The organism is Pseudomonas sp. ESBL9 (genome assembly GCF_036668715.1).
Taxonomy (GTDB): domain Bacteria; phylum Pseudomonadota; class Gammaproteobacteria; order Pseudomonadales; family Pseudomonadaceae; genus Aquipseudomonas; species Aquipseudomonas lundensis.
In genome coordinates this window covers 26,889-43,036 of the sequence record NZ_JAZEVV010000005.1, presented here as the reverse complement: position 1 = coordinate 43,036, position 16,148 = coordinate 26,889, and the positions used below count along the sequence as shown (strand labels likewise).

19 protein-coding genes are annotated in these 16,148 nt (G+C 54.9%); 2 read left to right on the top strand and 17 right to left on the bottom strand.

Annotation, left to right across the window (positions count from 1 at the left end):
* Window positions 1-24: 24 nt before the first annotated feature.
* Window positions 25-1,110, bottom strand: a complete 1,086-nt coding sequence (locus tag V6F78_RS15085) for a 4-oxalomesaconate tautomerase (protein ID WP_047295784.1) — start codon at window positions 1,108-1,110, stop codon at window positions 25-27.
* Between the two features lie 167 nt (window positions 1,111-1,277).
* Here V6F78_RS15085 and V6F78_RS15080 point away from each other — a divergent pair, with 167 nt between their 5' ends.
* Window positions 1,278-2,168, top strand: coding sequence for a LysR family transcriptional regulator (locus tag V6F78_RS15080; RefSeq protein WP_047277858.1), 891 nt, complete (start codon window positions 1,278-1,280; stop codon window positions 2,166-2,168).
* A 190-nt stretch (window positions 2,169-2,358) separates the two neighbouring features.
* On the opposite strand, the gene V6F78_RS15075 is transcribed toward V6F78_RS15080, so the two are convergent.
* Window positions 2,359-2,886, bottom strand: a complete 528-nt coding sequence (locus V6F78_RS15075) for a single-stranded DNA-binding protein (RefSeq protein ID WP_094989645.1) — start codon at window positions 2,884-2,886, stop codon at window positions 2,359-2,361.
* A 9-nt stretch (window positions 2,887-2,895) separates the two neighbouring features.
* Window positions 2,896-4,287, bottom strand: coding sequence for an MFS transporter (locus V6F78_RS15070; protein ID WP_047277862.1), 1,392 nt, complete (start codon window positions 4,285-4,287; stop codon window positions 2,896-2,898).
* Window positions 4,288-4,483: 196 nt separating this feature from the next.
* Between V6F78_RS15070 and uvrA the strand changes: the two genes are divergently transcribed.
* A complete protein-coding gene (gene uvrA / locus V6F78_RS15065; protein WP_273416202.1) occupies window positions 4,484-7,318 on the top strand; it encodes an excinuclease ABC subunit UvrA in 2,835 nt (944 codons plus the stop codon).
* Between the two features lie 94 nt (window positions 7,319-7,412).
* On the opposite strand, the gene bfr is transcribed toward uvrA, so the two are convergent.
* From bfr to rplF, 14 genes are all read right to left on the bottom strand, one after another.
* A complete protein-coding gene (gene bfr, locus V6F78_RS15060; RefSeq protein WP_047277866.1) occupies window positions 7,413-7,877 on the bottom strand; it encodes a bacterioferritin in 465 nt (154 codons plus the stop codon).
* A gap of 155 nt (window positions 7,878-8,032) precedes the next feature.
* Window positions 8,033-9,481, bottom strand: coding sequence for a catalase (locus V6F78_RS15055; RefSeq protein ID WP_047295788.1), 1,449 nt, complete (start codon window positions 9,479-9,481; stop codon window positions 8,033-8,035).
* 173 nt (window positions 9,482-9,654) lie between these two features.
* Window positions 9,655-10,041: a 50S ribosomal protein L17 gene (gene rplQ / locus V6F78_RS15050; RefSeq protein WP_047277870.1), complete on the bottom strand. Its 387-nt coding sequence runs from the start codon at window positions 10,039-10,041 to the stop codon at window positions 9,655-9,657.
* Window positions 10,042-10,083: 42 nt separating this feature from the next.
* Window positions 10,084-11,085, bottom strand: coding sequence for a DNA-directed RNA polymerase subunit alpha (locus tag V6F78_RS15045; RefSeq protein WP_003176403.1), 1,002 nt, complete (start codon window positions 11,083-11,085; stop codon window positions 10,084-10,086).
* Window positions 11,086-11,107: 22 nt separating this feature from the next.
* The gene (rpsD, locus tag V6F78_RS15040) at window positions 11,108-11,728 is read right to left on the bottom strand and encodes a 30S ribosomal protein S4 (RefSeq protein WP_003444359.1); all 621 of its coding nucleotides are present in this window, start codon (window positions 11,726-11,728) and stop codon (window positions 11,108-11,110) included.
* A gap of 18 nt (window positions 11,729-11,746) precedes the next feature.
* A complete protein-coding gene (gene rpsK / locus V6F78_RS15035; RefSeq protein ID WP_007924177.1) occupies window positions 11,747-12,136 on the bottom strand; it encodes a 30S ribosomal protein S11 in 390 nt (129 codons plus the stop codon).
* A gap of 30 nt (window positions 12,137-12,166) precedes the next feature.
* The gene (gene rpsM, locus V6F78_RS15030; RefSeq protein WP_047277874.1) at window positions 12,167-12,523 is read right to left on the bottom strand and encodes a 30S ribosomal protein S13; all 357 of its coding nucleotides are present in this window, start codon (window positions 12,521-12,523) and stop codon (window positions 12,167-12,169) included.
* A gap of 129 nt (window positions 12,524-12,652) precedes the next feature.
* Window positions 12,653-12,769 carry a 50S ribosomal protein L36 gene (gene rpmJ / locus V6F78_RS15025; RefSeq protein WP_002555468.1) on the bottom strand — a complete coding sequence of 39 codons (117 nt, stop codon included), beginning with the start codon at window positions 12,767-12,769 and terminating at the stop codon, window positions 12,653-12,655.
* A 28-nt stretch (window positions 12,770-12,797) separates the two neighbouring features.
* The gene (gene secY / locus V6F78_RS15020) at window positions 12,798-14,126 is read right to left on the bottom strand and encodes a preprotein translocase subunit SecY (protein ID WP_003444361.1); all 1,329 of its coding nucleotides are present in this window, start codon (window positions 14,124-14,126) and stop codon (window positions 12,798-12,800) included.
* Window positions 14,127-14,561 carry a 50S ribosomal protein L15 gene (gene rplO, locus V6F78_RS15015; protein WP_047277881.1) on the bottom strand — a complete coding sequence of 145 codons (435 nt, stop codon included), beginning with the start codon at window positions 14,559-14,561 and terminating at the stop codon, window positions 14,127-14,129.
* 3 nt (window positions 14,562-14,564) lie between these two features.
* Window positions 14,565-14,741: a 50S ribosomal protein L30 gene (rpmD, locus tag V6F78_RS15010; RefSeq protein ID WP_003186033.1), complete on the bottom strand. Its 177-nt coding sequence runs from the start codon at window positions 14,739-14,741 to the stop codon at window positions 14,565-14,567.
* Between the two features lie 2 nt (window positions 14,742-14,743).
* Complete coding sequence (rpsE, locus tag V6F78_RS15005; protein ID WP_003186035.1) at window positions 14,744-15,244, bottom strand: 30S ribosomal protein S5; 501 nt, start codon at window positions 15,242-15,244, stop codon at window positions 14,744-14,746.
* 3 nt (window positions 15,245-15,247) lie between these two features.
* Window positions 15,248-15,598 (bottom strand): 50S ribosomal protein L18, encoded by a 351-nt coding sequence (rplR, locus tag V6F78_RS15000; RefSeq protein WP_003444364.1) that lies wholly within the window; start codon window positions 15,596-15,598, stop codon window positions 15,248-15,250.
* 10 nt (window positions 15,599-15,608) lie between these two features.
* Window positions 15,609-16,142, bottom strand: a complete 534-nt coding sequence (gene rplF, locus V6F78_RS14995) for a 50S ribosomal protein L6 (RefSeq protein ID WP_003176412.1) — start codon at window positions 16,140-16,142, stop codon at window positions 15,609-15,611.
* Window positions 16,143-16,148 lie beyond the last annotated feature (6 nt).

The following is a 16,148-nucleotide window of genomic DNA, read 5'->3' as shown; positions in this document are numbered from 1 at the left end:
GCTTAAAGCGGACGTTACTTAAATTCACTCACTCGTTCGTTTTCGTGAGGGAAAGGCATATACGTATCCGGAAAACAATCGACGTGCTGTTCGTACAACAGAAGCGCAAATAATTCCGCCGCTCACGCCGGTGTAAGACAACATGACATCGATACCGCCGCCTGGGTGTTCAATGCGCACGTGTTGCTGACGCGGCTTGCAAGCCGTACCCAGCATCTGTGCTGCGACGCTTCCTTGGCTAACACAGGCGGTCGCCAGGCCAATCGAACCGGTAATGGCCAAGGCACGATGACAGGCGTGAGGCATGAAATACCTGACTAGAAGCGTTCCACCTGCTTTGGCGGGTGCTATCAACACAGGTTTGGGGATGACCCGTTCACTCACATCGCCCAACCCCATTGCCGCGCCAGCACGCAGGCGCAGGGCTTCCAGACGGTGCAGAAATGTCGTATCGGCATCGAGTTCTACCGGCGATTCATCACCTTGCTTACCCAGGTGCCGAGCCTCGACGATCACCATCGGCATGGCCATGTCGATGCAGGTCACAGGAATGCCGTCAAATTCGTCTTGAACATTGCCCGTCGGAAACAGCGCGCCTGTCTTGCTACCGGCAGCATCCAGAAAGGTAAGGTGAACAGCCGCCGCGCTCCCCGGCACGCCATCAATGGTTGTCTGCCCTTCATAAGTCACCTTGCCTTGTGGCGTCTGTACTTGAGCGGTGACAAATGTATGGGTGTTCAGGTTACGGATACGCACCCGGGTTGTAGGACCGTCGGGTTTTACCAGGCCTTGTTCAATAGCAAACGGGCCAACTGCACAGAGCATGTTGCCGCAGTTAGGCGTCGTATCAACACGGCGCGTTGAGACCATCACCTGGACAAAAAGATAATCGACATCTGCATCAGGGTGGCGCGAAGGACTGACGATGGCTACTTTACTTGTTTGAGGACTACCACCCCCGATCCCGTCAATCTCCAACTCGTGACCCGACCCCATCAACGCAAGCAATAACTCATCTCGTTCCGTCATTGACTCGGGTAGATCATGCGCGAGAAAAAACGCTCCCTTTGAAGTACCACCGCGCATTAGAACGCATGGAACACGCTGCATAATTAGTAACTCTTTTTAAATTAACTTATTGAATTATTTCCTTGCGAAGAGAGTGACAGGGAAGCAATAGTGTTTCCAATGCAAAGATTTCAACCATTATTGCGTTTCACAAAATAATAATCCCAAGCCACTTCCGGTGAAGCTGACCTTTCTGGCGAGAAAACACTATGGAATACGAACTTCAAGACATTCGCTCTTTCGTTAAAATCGCAGAACTCGGCAGTTTTCACGAAGCGGCTGATGCACTTCATCTTTCTCAGCCTGCGCTAAGTCGCCGGATAAAAAAACTTGAAGAGGGGTTGGGGACTGCTCTGCTTGATCGAACAACGCGCAAAGTGAGTGTGACAAGTGTAGGGCGCGATTTTTTACCCAAAGCGCGCAGACTGCTCGACGACTTTGATGACTCGATTCTTAATATTCGGGAGTTGGCTGAACGACGAAGCGGTCGTGTCACGCTGGCTTGTATCCCCACGGCAGCCTTCTATTTTTTGCCTTCAGTGATCCGGCTCTACAACGAGCGTTATCCTAAAATCCATATTCGATTGTTAGACCTGAGCGCAAACGACGGACTGGAAGCAGTACTGCGTGGCGAAGCCGATTTTGGTATCAACATGATGAGTGGCCAACACCCGGATATCGAGTTTGTAACCTTGGTCAATGAGCCGTTTGTGTTGGCCTGCAGACGAGACCATGAGCTGGCCAATTGTGCGTCTGTAAAGTGGTCGCAACTCAGTGAGTATCGGTTGATTGGCGTGGGCCGCTTAAGCGGAAACCGCATGCTTTTAGACCATGCCTTGTCGAGTTTAAGCTGGCGACCGAAGTGGTTTTATGAGGTTCAGCACCTTTCAACCTCATTGGGTTTAGTCGAAGCAGGACTTGGCGTATCGGTGATGCCCAGTCTGGCAATGCCAACGGGCGATCATCCCACACTGGTCAGCGTCCCCTTGATTGAGCCCGTGGTAAATCGCTCATTGGGTCTGGTGTATCGCAGAGGTGCGTCTCTGTCTCCGGCGGCAGAAAAGTTTGCCTCGATCTTGCTTGAGCAGTGGCCTCAATAAGTGTCTGCCGTTCTACAAGTGCAAACCTTAGGCAAAATCACAGTTTCAAAACGCCGCATTGCTCTGCAACCCCTTGGTTTTCCATGCACGGCCGACATGCCTGTAAGGCATCGCGCACCAATGAAAAAGCCCCAAAAACAGCGTTTTCGGGGCTTTGGTCTATACCTTACAAAATTGTCTTAGGTAAGTCCTAGAACGGGATATCGTCATCAAAGCTGTCGAAATCAGGGGCTGGCTGTTGAGCCTGCTGTTGCGGCGCCGGACGCGACTCGCGCTGTGGCTGCTGCTGCTGCGGTGCCGGGCGTTGAGCCTGCTGACGCGGCGCGGATTGCTGGTAGTTGTTACCGCCACCCTGATTTTGCTGGTCGCCTTGTGGGCGGCCGCCGAGCAGTTGCATGGTGCCTTGCATGTCGACCACGATTTCAGTGGTGTAACGCTTGATACCGTCTTTTTCCCACTCGCGGGTTTGCAGCTTGCCTTCGATGTACACCTGCGAACCCTTACGCAGGTATTCGCCAGCAATTTCGGCTACTTTGCCGAACATCGATACACGGTGCCATTCCGTCTTTTCAACTTTCTGGCCGGTTTGCTTGTCAGTCCACTGTTCGCTGGTTGCCAGACTCAGGTTGGTCACGGCATTACCGTTAGGCAAGTAGCGAACTTCGGGATCCTGGCCGCATGTGCCGACCAATATAACTTTGTTAACCCCACGGGCCATAACGTTCTCCTAGGCTTCGCACGTCGGCGCCGGGTTGACCAGCTGCTCGAGTGTCGCGCGATCCAATAGTTCGGTGTCCAATTTGATATAAATGGCAGCCTCTTCGGCTACCACCACTGCATCCGTTACGCCTGCAACGGCCTTTAAACGCTCGGTCAAACCTGCTTCGCGAAGCGCCTCAGGCGACAGCGGCAAGCGCAGGCTGGTTACATACGGCGGTTCGCGCATGGTAACAGCAAAGGCTAGCCAGAGTGCAGCCAGACCTGCGCATCCCAGGAACACAACCGACAGACCGCCATGCTGAAACATCCAGCCGCCGAGTATGCCGCCCAATGCCGACCCCAGGAACTGGCTGGTAGAGTAGACCCCCATCGCCGTGCCCTTGCCGCCCGCCGGTGACACCTTGCTGATCAGCGAAGGCAACGAAGCCTCCAGCAGATTGAACGCGGTGAAGAACACCACCGTGCCGATCACCAACGCACGCAAGCTGTCGCCGAACTGCCAGAAGAATAGCTCAGTGAGCATTAACGTCGCGACGGCACCGAGTAAAACTCGTTTCATTTTGCGTTTCTTTTCGCCGTAGATGATGAACGGGATCATGGCGAAGAAAGAAATCAACAACGCGGTCAGGTAGACCCACCAATGCTGCTCCTTGGGCAAACCGGCTTTTTCAACCAGCGCCAGCGGCAAGGCAATGAAGCTGGACATCAACATGGCGTGCAACACAAAAATGCCGAGGTCCAGACGCAGCAGGTCGGGATGGCGCAAGGTCGGCAGCAACGCCTGCCTGGCCACGCCTGACTCACGGTGCTGCAGCGTGCCGGTTGAGCGCGGCACCATGAACATGACGATGACAATCCCCACCAATGCCATGGCCCCGGTAGCCAGAAACAGCCCGGACAAACCAAAGGCGCGGGTCAGCAGTGGGCCCACCACCATCGCGACTGCGAACGACAAGCCGATGGTCATGCCAATCATGGCCATGGCCTTGGTGCGGTGCTGCTCGCGGGTCAGGTCTGAAAGCAAGGCCATCACCGCCGCAGAAATCGCGCCCGCCCCTTGCAGGATGCGCCCGGCAATCACGCCCCAGATTGAGTCAGAACAGGCAGCCACTACGCTGCCCACTGCGAACACCACCAGCCCCAGGTAGATAACGGGGCGACGGCCAATGCGGTCGGAAATGACCCCAAAAGGGATCTGGAAGATGGCCTGGGTCAAGCCATAAGCGCCAATCGCCAGACCAATCAAGGCCGGCGTTGCACCTGCAAGGTCCATCCCATAGGTCGCCAGTACCGGCAACACCATGAACATACCAAGCATGCGGAAGGCAAACACAAGGGCCAGACCGCTTGCTGCGCGGGTCTCGCTACCACTCATGCGTTCGCTGTGGGGATCGTGCATGGAAAAACCTCGTGTGAACCGGCGGCGATTCTACCAGTCCCATCGAGTAACAGCACACACACGAGCGATGCGCGACGCTTTGTCACGTAAAAGTTATAAAGACCCTTAATGACAACGTGCCATTAAGGACCTGCACAGCTTTCACACAGATCCGTATACTCATTCGTTTATGTTATGCCCGCCAAGCGAGGCCGCAGTGGACAAGATCCTGATACGTGGGGCACGAACCCACAACCTGAAGAACATCGACCTGACCCTGCCACGGGACAAACTGATCGTCATCACCGGACTGTCTGGCTCCGGCAAATCATCCCTGGCGTTTGACACGTTGTATGCCGAAGGCCAGCGTCGGTATGTCGAGTCGCTGTCGGCCTATGCGCGGCAGTTCCTTTCGATGATGGAAAAGCCTGACGTCGACACCATTGAAGGTTTGTCGCCAGCCATCTCCATCGAGCAAAAATCGACGTCACACAACCCGCGTTCCACTGTCGGCACCATCACTGAAATCTACGATTACCTGCGTTTGCTGTATGCACGCGTCGGCATTCCGCGCTGCCCGGATCACGATATTCCACTGGAAGCACAGACCGTCAGCCAGATGGTCGACCTGGTGCTGGCGCAACCCGAAGGCAGCAAGTTGATGCTGCTGGCGCCGGTGATTCGTGAACGTAAAGGCGAGCACCTGTCGGTGTTCGAAGAGCTACGGGCTCAGGGCTTCGTTCGCGCGCGCGTAGACGGCAAGCTGTGCGAACTGGATGAGTTGCCAAAGCTCGACAAGCAGAAGAAACACTCGATTGACGTGGTCGTTGACCGCTTCAAGGTCAGAGCGGATCTGCAACAGCGCCTGGCCGAATCGTTTGAGACCGCGCTCAAGCTGGCTGACGGTATCGCGCTGGTGGCGCCGATGGACGACGAGCCCGGCGAAGAGATAATTTTTTCGGCACGCTTCGCTTGCCCCATTTGCGGGCACGCTATCAGCGAGCTGGAACCCAAACTGTTTTCCTTCAACAACCCGGCCGGTGCATGCCCGACCTGCGACGGGCTCGGGGTTAAGCAGTTTTTCGACATCAAGCGACTGGTCAATGGTGATTTGACCTTGGCTGAAGGCGCCATTCGCGGCTGGGACAGGCGTAACGTCTATTACTTCCAGATGCTGGGTGCGCTGGCCAAGCATTACGATTTCAGCCTTGAAGTGCCGTTCAGCGAACTGCCCGCCGACAAACAGAAAGTCATTCTGTACGGCAGCGGCCCGCAGAACGTTGATTTCCGCTATCTCAATGATCGAGGTGACATCGTCAAGCGGGCGCACCCGTTTGAAGGGATCGTGCCTAACCTTGAGCGGCGCTATCGCGAAACCGAGTCGGCGACCGTTCGAGAGGAGTTGGCCAAGTTTCTCAGCACCCAGGCTTGCCCCGACTGCCGCGGCACACGCCTGCGTCGTGAAGCGCGTCACGTATGGGTCGGTGAGAAAAACCTGCCGGCCGTGACCAACATGCCCATTGGCGATGCCACTGAATATTTCAGCGCGCTGAGCCTGACCGGGCGTCGCGGCGAGATTGCAGACAAAATTCTGAAAGAAATTCGCGAACGCCTGCAGTTTTTGGTGAATGTGGGCCTCGATTATCTGTCGCTGGATCGCAGTGCTGACACACTGTCCGGCGGCGAGGCGCAGCGTATCCGTCTGGCCAGCCAGATCGGCGCGGGCCTGGTGGGTGTTCTTTACATCCTTGATGAGCCGTCTATCGGCCTGCATCAGCGCGATAACGATCGTTTGCTGGGCACCCTCAAACACCTTCGCGATATCGGCAATACCGTGATAGTGGTCGAGCACGATGAAGATGCAATTCGACTGGCGGACTATGTCGTGGATATCGGCCCGGGGGCAGGCGTGCATGGCGGACACATCGTGGCCGAAGGCACACCGGCCGAGGTGATGGCGCACCCTGATTCGCTGACCGGCAAATACCTGTCGGGGCGGGTGAAGATCGAAGTTCCGGCCAAACGCACTCCGCGCAACAAAAAGCTGACGCTGTCGCTCAAAGGTGCGCGCGGCAACAACTTGCGTAATGTTGACCTCGAAATCCCCATTGGCTTGCTGACCTGCGTGACCGGGGTTTCAGGTTCGGGCAAGTCCACACTGATCAACAACACGCTCTACCCGCTCAGCGCGACAGCCTTGAACGGCGCGAGCACGCTGGAGGCGGCGGCTCACGACAGCATCAAAGGGCTTGAGCATCTGGACAAGGTCGTCGACATCGATCAAAGCCCGATCGGCCGCACCCCGCGCTCTAACCCTGCGACCTATACCGGGTTGTTTACGCCTATTCGCGAGCTGTTCTCCGGCGTACCGGAATCCCGCTCCCGAGGCTATGGTCCGGGACGTTTCTCCTTCAACGTGAAGGGTGGACGTTGCGAGGCGTGTCAGGGTGACGGCCTGATCAAGGTAGAAATGCACTTTCTGCCCGACATCTACGTGCCTTGCGACGTGTGCAAAAGCAAGCGCTATAACCGCGAAACCCTTGAGATCAAGTACAAGGGCAAGAGCATCCATGAAGTGCTGGAGATGACCATTGAAGAAGCCCGCGAGTTCTTCGATGCCGTCCCTGCGCTGGCGCGTAAGCTACAGACGCTGATGGACGTAGGTTTGTCGTATATCAAGCTGGGGCAATCCGCCACGACCCTGTCAGGCGGCGAGGCTCAGCGGGTCAAGTTGTCCCGCGAGCTGTCCAAGCGCGATACCGGCAAAACGCTGTACATCCTCGACGAACCGACAACAGGCCTGCACTTCGCCGATATCCAGCAATTGCTGGATGTATTGCATCGATTACGCGACCACGGCAATACCGTGGTGGTCATCGAGCACAACCTCGACGTGATCAAGACCGCGGATTGGCTGGTGGACTTGGGCCCTGAAGGCGGTTCCAAAGGTGGGCAGATAATCGCAACCGGTACGCCGGAAGACGTGGCAAACATGAAGCAATCTCACACCGGTTTCTACCTGAAGCCGCTGTTGATTCGCGACAAAGCTTAAATCAGCGTATGAAAAAGGCCCTGTCATCGTGAGATGGCAGGGCCTTTTAGTCTGCGTCATCGCTGCCTGAAGCAGCGACAGGTAAGAACGCTAATCAGAACTGCGACTGAAGGTAGTTCTGCAAGCCAATCGACTTAATCAGACCGAGCTGTTTCTCCAGCCAATAGGTATGGTCTTCTTCAGTGTCGGCGAGCTGGATGCGCAGCATGTCGCGGCTGACGTAATCCTTGTGCAATTCGCACAGCTCAATACCTTTGCACAGCGCTGCCCGGACTTTGTATTCCAGACGCAAGTCTGCGGCGAACATCTCCGGGACGGTGGTCCCCACATCCAGGTCGTCAGGACGCATGCGAGGGGTGCCTTCGAGCATCAGAATCCGGCGCATCAACGCATCGGCGTGCTGCGCCTCTTCTTCCATCTCGTGATTGATACGCTCGTAGAGCTTGGTGAAACCCCAGTCTTCGTACATACGGGAATGGACAAAATATTGATCACGTGCAGCCAGCTCACCGGTGAGCAACGTGTTGAGATAATCGATTACTTCCGGGTGCCCTAGCATTGGCCCACATCTCCCTGCTTGAAAGGCTGTAGTTTGAACCAAGCTGACCAAGAGGTCACGGTTCAATCGCAACAAATGTGCTGTTTATCTGAGAAAACGAGCCTAAATAACGCAAAAACCGCCCAATTGAGGGCGGTTCTGCTTCTCACTTAGAGTTAGTTACGCTGTACACCCAACGCTTTTGCCACCCCTTCTCCGTACGCCGGATCAGCGTTATAGAAGTGAGGCAATTGACGCTGCACCACGTCGTCAGACACCCCGGCCATTGCCCCGGCAATGTTGTTAATCAACAGGGCTTTCTGTTCCGGGCTCATCAACCGGAACAGAGCACCTGCGTGGCTGTAGTAATCAGTATCTTCGCGATGATCGTAACGATCCGCCGCGCCATTCAACGCCAATGGCGGCTCAGCATATTGTGGCGCCTGCTTAGGGGCGTCAGAGTAACTGTTGGGCTCGTAGTTCGGTGCCGCGCCGCCGTTGTTGCCATAAGCCATGGAGCCATCACGCTGGTAGTTGTGCACAGGTACACGTGGCGAGTTGATCGGCAAATGTTGGTGGTTGGTGCCTACGCGATAGCGATGGGCATCCGCATACGCGAATACACGGCCCTGTAGCATGCGATCAGGCGAGAGGCCTACACCCGGAATCATATTGCTGGGGCCAAAGGCCGCCTGCTCAACTTCGGCGAAATAATTAAGCGGGTTGCGGTTGAGCTCAAGTTCGCCAATCTCAATCAATGGAAACTCTTTCTGCGACCAGGTTTTGGTGACATCAAACGGGTTCTCGTGATGCGCAGCCGCCTGTGCTTCGGTCATCACTTGCATGCAAACGCGCCATTTAGGGAAATCTCCCCGTTCAATCGCACCAAACAAATCGCGTTGCGCATAGTCAGGGTCTGTACCCGCCAAACGCGCCGCCTCGGCAGGCGCCAAGTTTTTAATTCCCTGCTTGGTTTTGTAATGCCACTTGACCCAATGGCGCTCGCCGGCGGCGTTGATCAGGCTGTACGTGTGGCTGCCGAAGCCATGCATATGACGATAGCCATCCGGGATACCGCGGTCAGAAAACAGGATGGTCACCTGATGTAAAGATTCAGGTGAATGTGACCAGAAATCCCACATCATTTGCGCGCTTTTCAAGTTGCTTTGCGGGAGACGCTTTTGGGTGTGGATAAAGTCCGGAAACTTGAGTGGGTCCCGGATAAAGAACACGGGGGTATTATTACCCACGATGTCCCAATTGCCTTCTTCGGTATAGAACTTGATGGCAAAACCGCGAGGGTCGCGCTCGGTGTCGGCAGAACCGCGTTCACCGCCGACCGTCGAGAAGCGCATAAAGGTCGGTGTTTGCTTGCCGATCGTGTCGAACAGCTTCGCGCTGCTGTATTGCGACATGTCACGCGTCACAGTGAACGTACCGTGAGCCCCCGAACCTTTGGCATGTACACGACGTTCAGGAATGTTTTCACGGTTGAAGTGAGCGAGTTTCTCGATCAAATGAAAGTCATCAAGCAGCAAGGGGCCACGAGGACCGGCAGAACGAGAATTCTGGTTGTCAGCTACTGGGGCGCCGCTGGCAGTGGTAAGCGTTTTGGTCTGGCTCATGCGTTTACTTCCTCAGTCAGTCTTGATGCTGCCGTGTAATCGGCTGACGAGGAGTATTGACCATGCACTTCACATGGGCAAATTCATTAAATGATGGAGATCAATAGAAAACCACAATACAACGCGCACAAAAAACCGGGCACTAGGCCCGGTTTTTTGTAGAGACTGACGTCTTACTCAGCGGATACAGCTTCACCGCCAACTGGACGATCAACCAACTCGACGTACGCCATAGGCGCGTTGTCGCCAGCGCGGAAACCGCACTTGAGGATGCGCAGGTAGCCACCCTCACGAGTTGCATAACGCTTGCCCAGATCGTTGAACAGCTTACCAACGATTGCTTTCGAACGAGTACGGTCGAAAGCCAGACGGCGGTTAGCAACAGAATCGTTCTTGGCCAGAGTAATCAGCGGCTCAGCAACGCGACGCAGTTCTTTGGCTTTCGGCAGAGTCGTTTTGATCAGCTCGTGCTCGAACAGCGACACTGCCATGTTTTGAAACATAGCCTTGCGGTGCGAGCTAGTGCGGCTCAGGTGACGACCACTTTTACGATGACGCATGGTTCATTCCTTACCAAACACAACGTTCGGTGATTACGACGATCAGGCAGTCGCCTTGTCGTCCTTCTTAAGACTTGCAGGCGGCCAGTTGTCGAGGCGCATGCCGAGGGACAGACCACGGGAGGCCAGAACGTCCTTGATTTCAGTCAAGGATTTCTTGCCCAGGTTCGGAGTCTTCAACAGTTCTACTTCGGTGCGCTGAATCAGGTCACCAATGTAGTAAATGTTCTCCGCCTTAAGGCAGTTGGCCGAACGCACGGTCAGTTCCAGATCGTCAACCGGACGAAGCAGGATCGGATCGATCTCGTCTTCCTGTTCGATAACCACTGGCTCGCTGTCACCTTTGAGGTCGACGAATGCAGCCAACTGCTGTTGCAGGATGGTTGCAGCACGACGAATGGCCTCTTCAGGATCCAGGGTACCGTTGGTCTCCAGATCAATAACCAGTTTGTCCAGGTTAGTACGCTGCTCGACACGGGCGTTTTCCACCACGTATGCGATACGGCGAACCGGGCTGAACGAAGAATCAAGCTGCAAGCGACCAATGCTGCGGCTTTCATCTTCATCGCTCTGACGCGAGTCTGCTGGTTCATAACCACGACCACGAGCTACGGTGAGCTTCATGTTCAAGGCGCCGTTAGACGCCAGGTTGGCGATTACGTGATCGGGATTAACGATCTCGACATCATGATCCAGCTGAATATCGGCAGCGGTAACCACCCCCGAACCCTTCTTCGACAAGGTCAGCGTAACTTCGTCACGGCCGTGCAGCTTGATAGCCAGACCTTTAAGGTTCAACAGGATTTCAATTACGTCTTCCTGTACACCTTCGATGGCGCTGTACTCGTGGAGCACACCATCAATCTCGGCCTCGACTACTGCACAGCCTGGCATTGAGGACAACAGGATGCGGCGCAGCGCGTTGCCCAGGGTGTGGCCAAAACCACGCTCGAGAGGCTCGAGAGTGATTTTAGCGCGGGTTGGACTGACAACTTGCACATCAATATGGCGAGGTGTCAGGAACTCATTTACCGAAATCTGCATGGATGCACCTATTTTCTAGCCCTTACTTGGAGTAGAGCTCGACAATCAGGCTTTCGTTGATGTCGGCGGACAGATCACTGCGAGCTGGAACGTTCTTGAAAACGCCCGACTTCTTCTCAGTGTCTACTTCTACCCATTCTACGCGGCCACGTTGGGCACACAGATCGAGAGCTTGGACAATGCGAAGCTGGTTCTTTGCTTTCTCGCGGATAGCGACCACGTCACCAGCACGAACCTGGTAGGACGGAACGTTTACGGTCTGACCGTTAACGCTGATCGACTTGTGCGATACCAACTGACGAGATTCGGCACGAGTAGAACCGAAACCCATACGGTATACGACGTTATCCAGACGGCATTCGAGCAGTTGCAGCAGGTTTTCACCGGTTGCACCTTTCTTGCCAGCAGCTTGTTTGTAGTAGCCGCTGAACTGACGCTCGAGAACGCCGTAGATACGACGGACCTTCTGCTTTTCACGCAGCTGGGTGCCGTAGTCGGATTGGCGACCGCGGCGCTGGCCGTGGATGCCTGGAGCAGCTTCAATATTGCACTTCGATTCGATAGCGCGCACACCACTCTTCAGGAAGAGATCGGTGCCTTCACGACGTGCCAGTTTGCATTTTGGACCAATGTAACGAGCCATTCTTTACAGTCTCCTGGATTACACGCGGCGCTTCTTCGGCGGACGGCACCCGTTGTGCGGGATTGGCGTCACGTCGGTGATGCTGGCGATCTTATAGCCACAGCCGTTCAAAGCACGGACAGCGGACTCACGACCTGGACCTGGGCCCTTAACGTTAACGTCAAGGTTTTTCAGGCCATATTCCAGCGCAGCTTGACCAGCACGTTCAGCAGCTACTTGAGCAGCGAACGGGGTGGACTTGCGAGAACCGCGGAAACCCGAACCACCGGAGGTTGCCCAAGAAAGCGCATTACCCTGACGGTCGGTGATGGTCACGATGGTGTTGTTGAAAGACGCGTGGATGTGGGCGATGCCATCAACCACTGTCTTTTTAATTTTTTTACGAGGACGAGCAGCAGGTTTTGCCATGACTAAATTCCTGTCGATTCGCTGGTGCGATTACTTGCGGATCGGCTTACGCGGACCTTTGCGAGTACGCGCGTTGGTCTTGGTACGCTGACCGCGCACTGGAAGACCACGACGATGGCGCAGACCGCGGTAGCAGCCCAAGTCCATCAAGCGTTTGATTTTCATGTTGACTTCACGACGCAGGTCACCTTCAGTGGTGAACTTTGCCACTTCGCCACGCAGCTGTTCAATCTGCTCGTCGCTCAGATCCTTGATCTTAGCGGCTGGGTTTACACCAGCATCTACACAGATTTTCTGTGCAGTAGTGCGACCAACACCATAGATGTAGGTCAGCGAGATAACAGTGTGCTTGTTATCTGGAATGTTAACGCCTGCAATACGGGCCATTCAGTGGGACTCCAATTGACAGCTACCTACGCCCCGGAAGCCAAGAAATAGGGCGCGAGATAATATCGCTGTAATAACAAATAATCAACCCAGCAGCGCACTAGCTGCTGGGCTTCAAACAGATCACACTCAGCCTTGGCGCTGTTTGTGACGTGGTTCCGCGCTGCAAATTACCCGAACAACACCTTCGCGGCGAATAATCTTGCAGTTACGGCACAGCTTTTTCACCGATGCACGAACTTTCATCACCAACTCCTCTAACCTTATGGGTACTTCAGCGAAGCATTCCGCTGCCGTAGCCCTTCAGGTTGGCTTTCTTCATCAGGGATTCGTACTGGTGCGAAACGAGGTGCGATTGTACTTGCGACATGAAGTCCATAACAACCACGACAACGATCAGCAACGAGGTCCCGCCAAGGTAGAACGGAACGTTGGCTGCAACCACCAGGAATTGGGGCAGCAGACACACGGCCGTCATATAAAGAGCACCGAACAGAGTCAAACGAGTCAAAACGCCATCAATATAGCGCGCCGACTGCTCGCCTGGACGGATACCCGGAATAAAGGCACCGGACTTCTTCAGGTTTTCCGCTACGTCTTTCGGATTGAACATCAACGCCGTATAGAAGAAGCAGAAGAAAATAATCCCTGCACTAAACAGCAGAATATTCAACGGCTGACCAGGAGCGATCGACTGTGAGATGTCCTGCAACCAGCCCATACCTTCAGACTGACCAAACCAGGCACCCAGCGAAGCCGGGAACAGCAAAATGCTGCTCGCGAAAATAGCCGGGATTACGCCGGCCATATTCACTTTCAGCGGCAGGTGGCTCGTTTGAGCAGCAAACACCTTACGGCCCTGCTGACGCTTAGCGTAGTGAACAGCAATACGACGCTGGCCACGCTCAATGAACACCACAAAACCGATAATCGCTACTGCCAGCAAACCGATAGCAACCAGGGCGAAAATATTGATATCACCCTGACGCGCAGACTCGAACGACTGCCCAATTGCTCTCGGAAGACCGGCGACGATACCCGAAAAAATCAACATCGAGATACCGTTGCCAACTCCACGTTCAGTAATCTGCTCACCCAGCCACATCATGAACATTGCACCAGCCACAAATGTGGTCACTGCAACGAAATGAAAGCCCAGGTCACCAGTGAACGCTACGCCCTGCCCCGCCAGACCAATGGACATGCCAATAGCCTGGACGAGAGCAAGAGCGACAGTGAGGTAGCGGGTGTACTGGCTAATCTTGCGACGGCCAGCTTCACCTTCCTTCTTCAACTGCTCCAGCTGCGGGCTAACAGCGGACATAAGCTGCATGATGATCGATGCCGAAATGTACGGCATGATCCCCAGCGCAAAAATACTCATCCGCTCCAGCGCGCCGCCGGAAAACATGTTGAACAAGCTAAGAATGGTCCCCTCATTCTGTCGAAACAGGTCCGCCAGCCGGTCCGGGTTAATACCAGGAACTGGGATGTGTGCGCCTATCCGGTAGACGATAATCGCCAGGAATAGAAAACGCAGACGAGCCCAGAGCTCGGACAACCCGCCTTTGCTGAGCGCTGAGAGAGCACCTTGCTTAGCCATTTATTCCTCGAACTTGCCGCCAGCTGCTTCGATAGCCGCACGCGCACCTTTGGTGGCTGCGATACCTTTGATGGTGACAGCGCGAGTCACTTCACCGGACAACATGATTTTCACACGTTGTACGTTGACGTTGATCACGTTGGCATCCTTCAGAGTCTGCACAGTTACGATGTCGCCTTCCACTTTAGCCAGCTCGGACAAACGCACTTCTGCGCGATCCATAGCTTTCAGGGAAACGAAACCGAACTTAGGCAGACGGCGATGCAACGGCTGTTGGCCGCCTTCAAAGCCTGGAGCAATGGTGCCACCGGAGCGGGAAGTCTGACCTTTGTGACCACGGCCACCAGTCTTACCCAAACCACTACCGATACCACGGCCCGGACGATGCTTTTCGCGACGGGAACCCGGCGCTGGACTCAGATCATTGAGCTTCATCGATTAACCCTCTACACGCAGCATGTAGTAAGCCTTGTTGATCATCCCGCGATTCTCGGGAGTATCAAGTACTTCTACAGTGTGACCGATGCGACGCAGACCCAGACCCTTAACGCACAGTTTGTGGTTAGGGATACGGCCGGTCATGCTTTTGATCAACGTTACTTTAACGGTAGCCATGATCAGAAGATCTCCTTAACGCTTTTGCCACGCTTAGCGGCAATAGATTCAGGAGACTGCATAGCTTTCAAACCTTTAAATGTGGCGTGAACCACGTTTACAGGGTTAGTCGAGCCGTAGCACTTAGCCAGTACGTTCTGAACGCCAGCAACTTCGAGGACAGCACGCATAGCGCCGCCAGCGATGATACCGGTACCTTCAGAAGCAGGCTGCATGTACACCTTCGAAGCGCCATGGGCAGACTTCATTGCGTACTGCAGGGTGGTGCCGTTCAGATCAACCTGGATCATGTTGCGGCGAGCAGCTTCCATTGCCTTCTGGATCGCAGCAGGCACTTCACGTGACTTGCCACGGCCGAAGCCAACACGCCCTTTACCATCACCAACCACGGTCAACGCGGTGAAAGTGAAGATACGGCCGCCTTTAACGGTTTTGGCTACGCGGTTAACTTGAACCAGCTTCTCAATGTAGCCTTCGTCGCGCTTTTGGTCGTTATTTGACATAACTTAGAACTCCAGCCCAGCTTCACGAGCAGCCTCAGCCAGCGCTTTAACGCGGCCGTGGTACTTGAAGCCAGAGCGGTCGAAAGCCACCTGCGAGACGCCAGCGGCTTTTGCACGCGTAGCGACCAGCTGGCCAACCTTTGTGGCCGCGTCGATGTTGCCAGTGGCAGCATCACGCAGTTCTTTGTCCAAAGTCGAGGCGCTTGCCAGGACTTTGCTGCCGTCGGCCGAGATGACCTGGGCATAGATGTGCTGCGAAGAGCGGAACACGCAGAGACGCACGACTTCTAGTTCGTGCATTTTCAGACGTGCTTTGCGAGCGCGACGCAGTCGAGTAACTTTTTTGTCGGTCATTTGCTAGGCCCTACTTCTTCTTGGCTTCTTTACGGCGGACGACTTCGTCCGCGTAACGCACACCTTTACCTTTGTAAGGTTCTGGCGGACGGAAGTCGCGGATCTCAGCGGCCACTTGACCTACTAGCTGCTTATCGATGCCCTTGATCAGGATATCGGTCTGGCTAGGAGTCTCAGCGGTGATGCCTTCCGGCAGTTCGTAATCCACTGGGTGCGAGAAGCCAAGAGCCAGGTTCAGCACTGTGCCTTTTGCTTGCGCTTTGTAACCAACACCGACCAGCTGGAGCTTGCGCTCGAAGCCTTGGCTTACGCCTTGGACCATGTTGTTTACCAACGCACGAGTGGTACCAGCCATTGCGCGAGTTTGTTGATCGCCATTGCGAGCAGCGAAACGCAGCTCACCAGCTTCTTCAACGATCTCAACGGACGAATGGATGTTCAGTTCTAGAGTGCCCTTGGCACCCTTCACCGAAAGCTGTTGGCCGGCGAATTTTACTTCAACACCAGCTGGCAGCTTAACGGGGTTCTTAGCGACGCGTGACATGCTTAT

Bases quoted from the DNA above. Each gene is read 5' to 3' on its own strand.
- V6F78_RS15085 (WP_047295784.1), bottom strand. From the start codon at position 1,110: ATGCAGCGTGTTCCATGCGTTCTAATGCGCGGTGGTACTTCAAAGGGA.
- V6F78_RS15080 (WP_047277858.1), top strand. From the start codon at position 1,278: ATGGAATACGAACTTCAAGACATTCGCTCTTTCGTTAAAATCGCAGAA.
- V6F78_RS15075 (WP_094989645.1), bottom strand. From the start codon at position 2,886: ATGGCCCGTGGGGTTAACAAAGTTATATTGGTCGGCACATGCGGCCAG.
- V6F78_RS15070 (WP_047277862.1), bottom strand. From the start codon at position 4,287: ATGCACGATCCCCACAGCGAACGCATGAGTGGTAGCGAGACCCGCGCA.
- bfr (WP_047277866.1), bottom strand. From the start codon at position 7,877: ATGCTAGGGCACCCGGAAGTAATCGATTATCTCAACACGTTGCTCACC.
- V6F78_RS15055 (WP_047295788.1), bottom strand. From the start codon at position 9,481: ATGAGCCAGACCAAAACGCTTACCACTGCCAGCGGCGCCCCAGTAGCT.
- rplQ (WP_047277870.1), bottom strand. From the start codon at position 10,041: ATGCGTCATCGTAAAAGTGGTCGTCACCTGAGCCGCACTAGCTCGCAC.
- V6F78_RS15045 (WP_003176403.1), bottom strand. From the start codon at position 11,085: ATGCAGATTTCGGTAAATGAGTTCCTGACACCTCGCCATATTGATGTG.
- rpsD (WP_003444359.1), bottom strand. From the start codon at position 11,728: ATGGCTCGTTACATTGGTCCAAAATGCAAACTGGCACGTCGTGAAGGC.
- rpsK (WP_007924177.1), bottom strand. From the start codon at position 12,136: ATGGCAAAACCTGCTGCTCGTCCTCGTAAAAAAATTAAAAAGACAGTG.
- rpsM (WP_047277874.1), bottom strand. From the start codon at position 12,523: ATGGCCCGTATTGCAGGCGTTAACATTCCAGATAACAAGCACACTGTT.
- rpmJ (WP_002555468.1), bottom strand. From the start codon at position 12,769: ATGAAAGTTCGTGCATCGGTGAAAAAGCTGTGCCGTAACTGCAAGATT.
- secY (WP_003444361.1), bottom strand. From the start codon at position 14,126: ATGGCTAAGCAAGGTGCTCTCTCAGCGCTCAGCAAAGGCGGGTTGTCC.
- rplO (WP_047277881.1), bottom strand. From the start codon at position 14,561: ATGAAGCTCAATGATCTGAGTCCAGCGCCGGGTTCCCGTCGCGAAAAG.
- rpmD (WP_003186033.1), bottom strand. From the start codon at position 14,741: ATGGCTACCGTTAAAGTAACGTTGATCAAAAGCATGACCGGCCGTATC.
- rpsE (WP_003186035.1), bottom strand. From the start codon at position 15,244: ATGTCAAATAACGACCAAAAGCGCGACGAAGGCTACATTGAGAAGCTG.
- rplR (WP_003444364.1), bottom strand. From the start codon at position 15,598: ATGACCGACAAAAAAGTTACTCGACTGCGTCGCGCTCGCAAAGCACGT.
- rplF (WP_003176412.1), bottom strand. From the start codon at position 16,142: ATGTCACGCGTCGCTAAGAACCCCGTTAAGCTGCCAGCTGGTGTTGAA.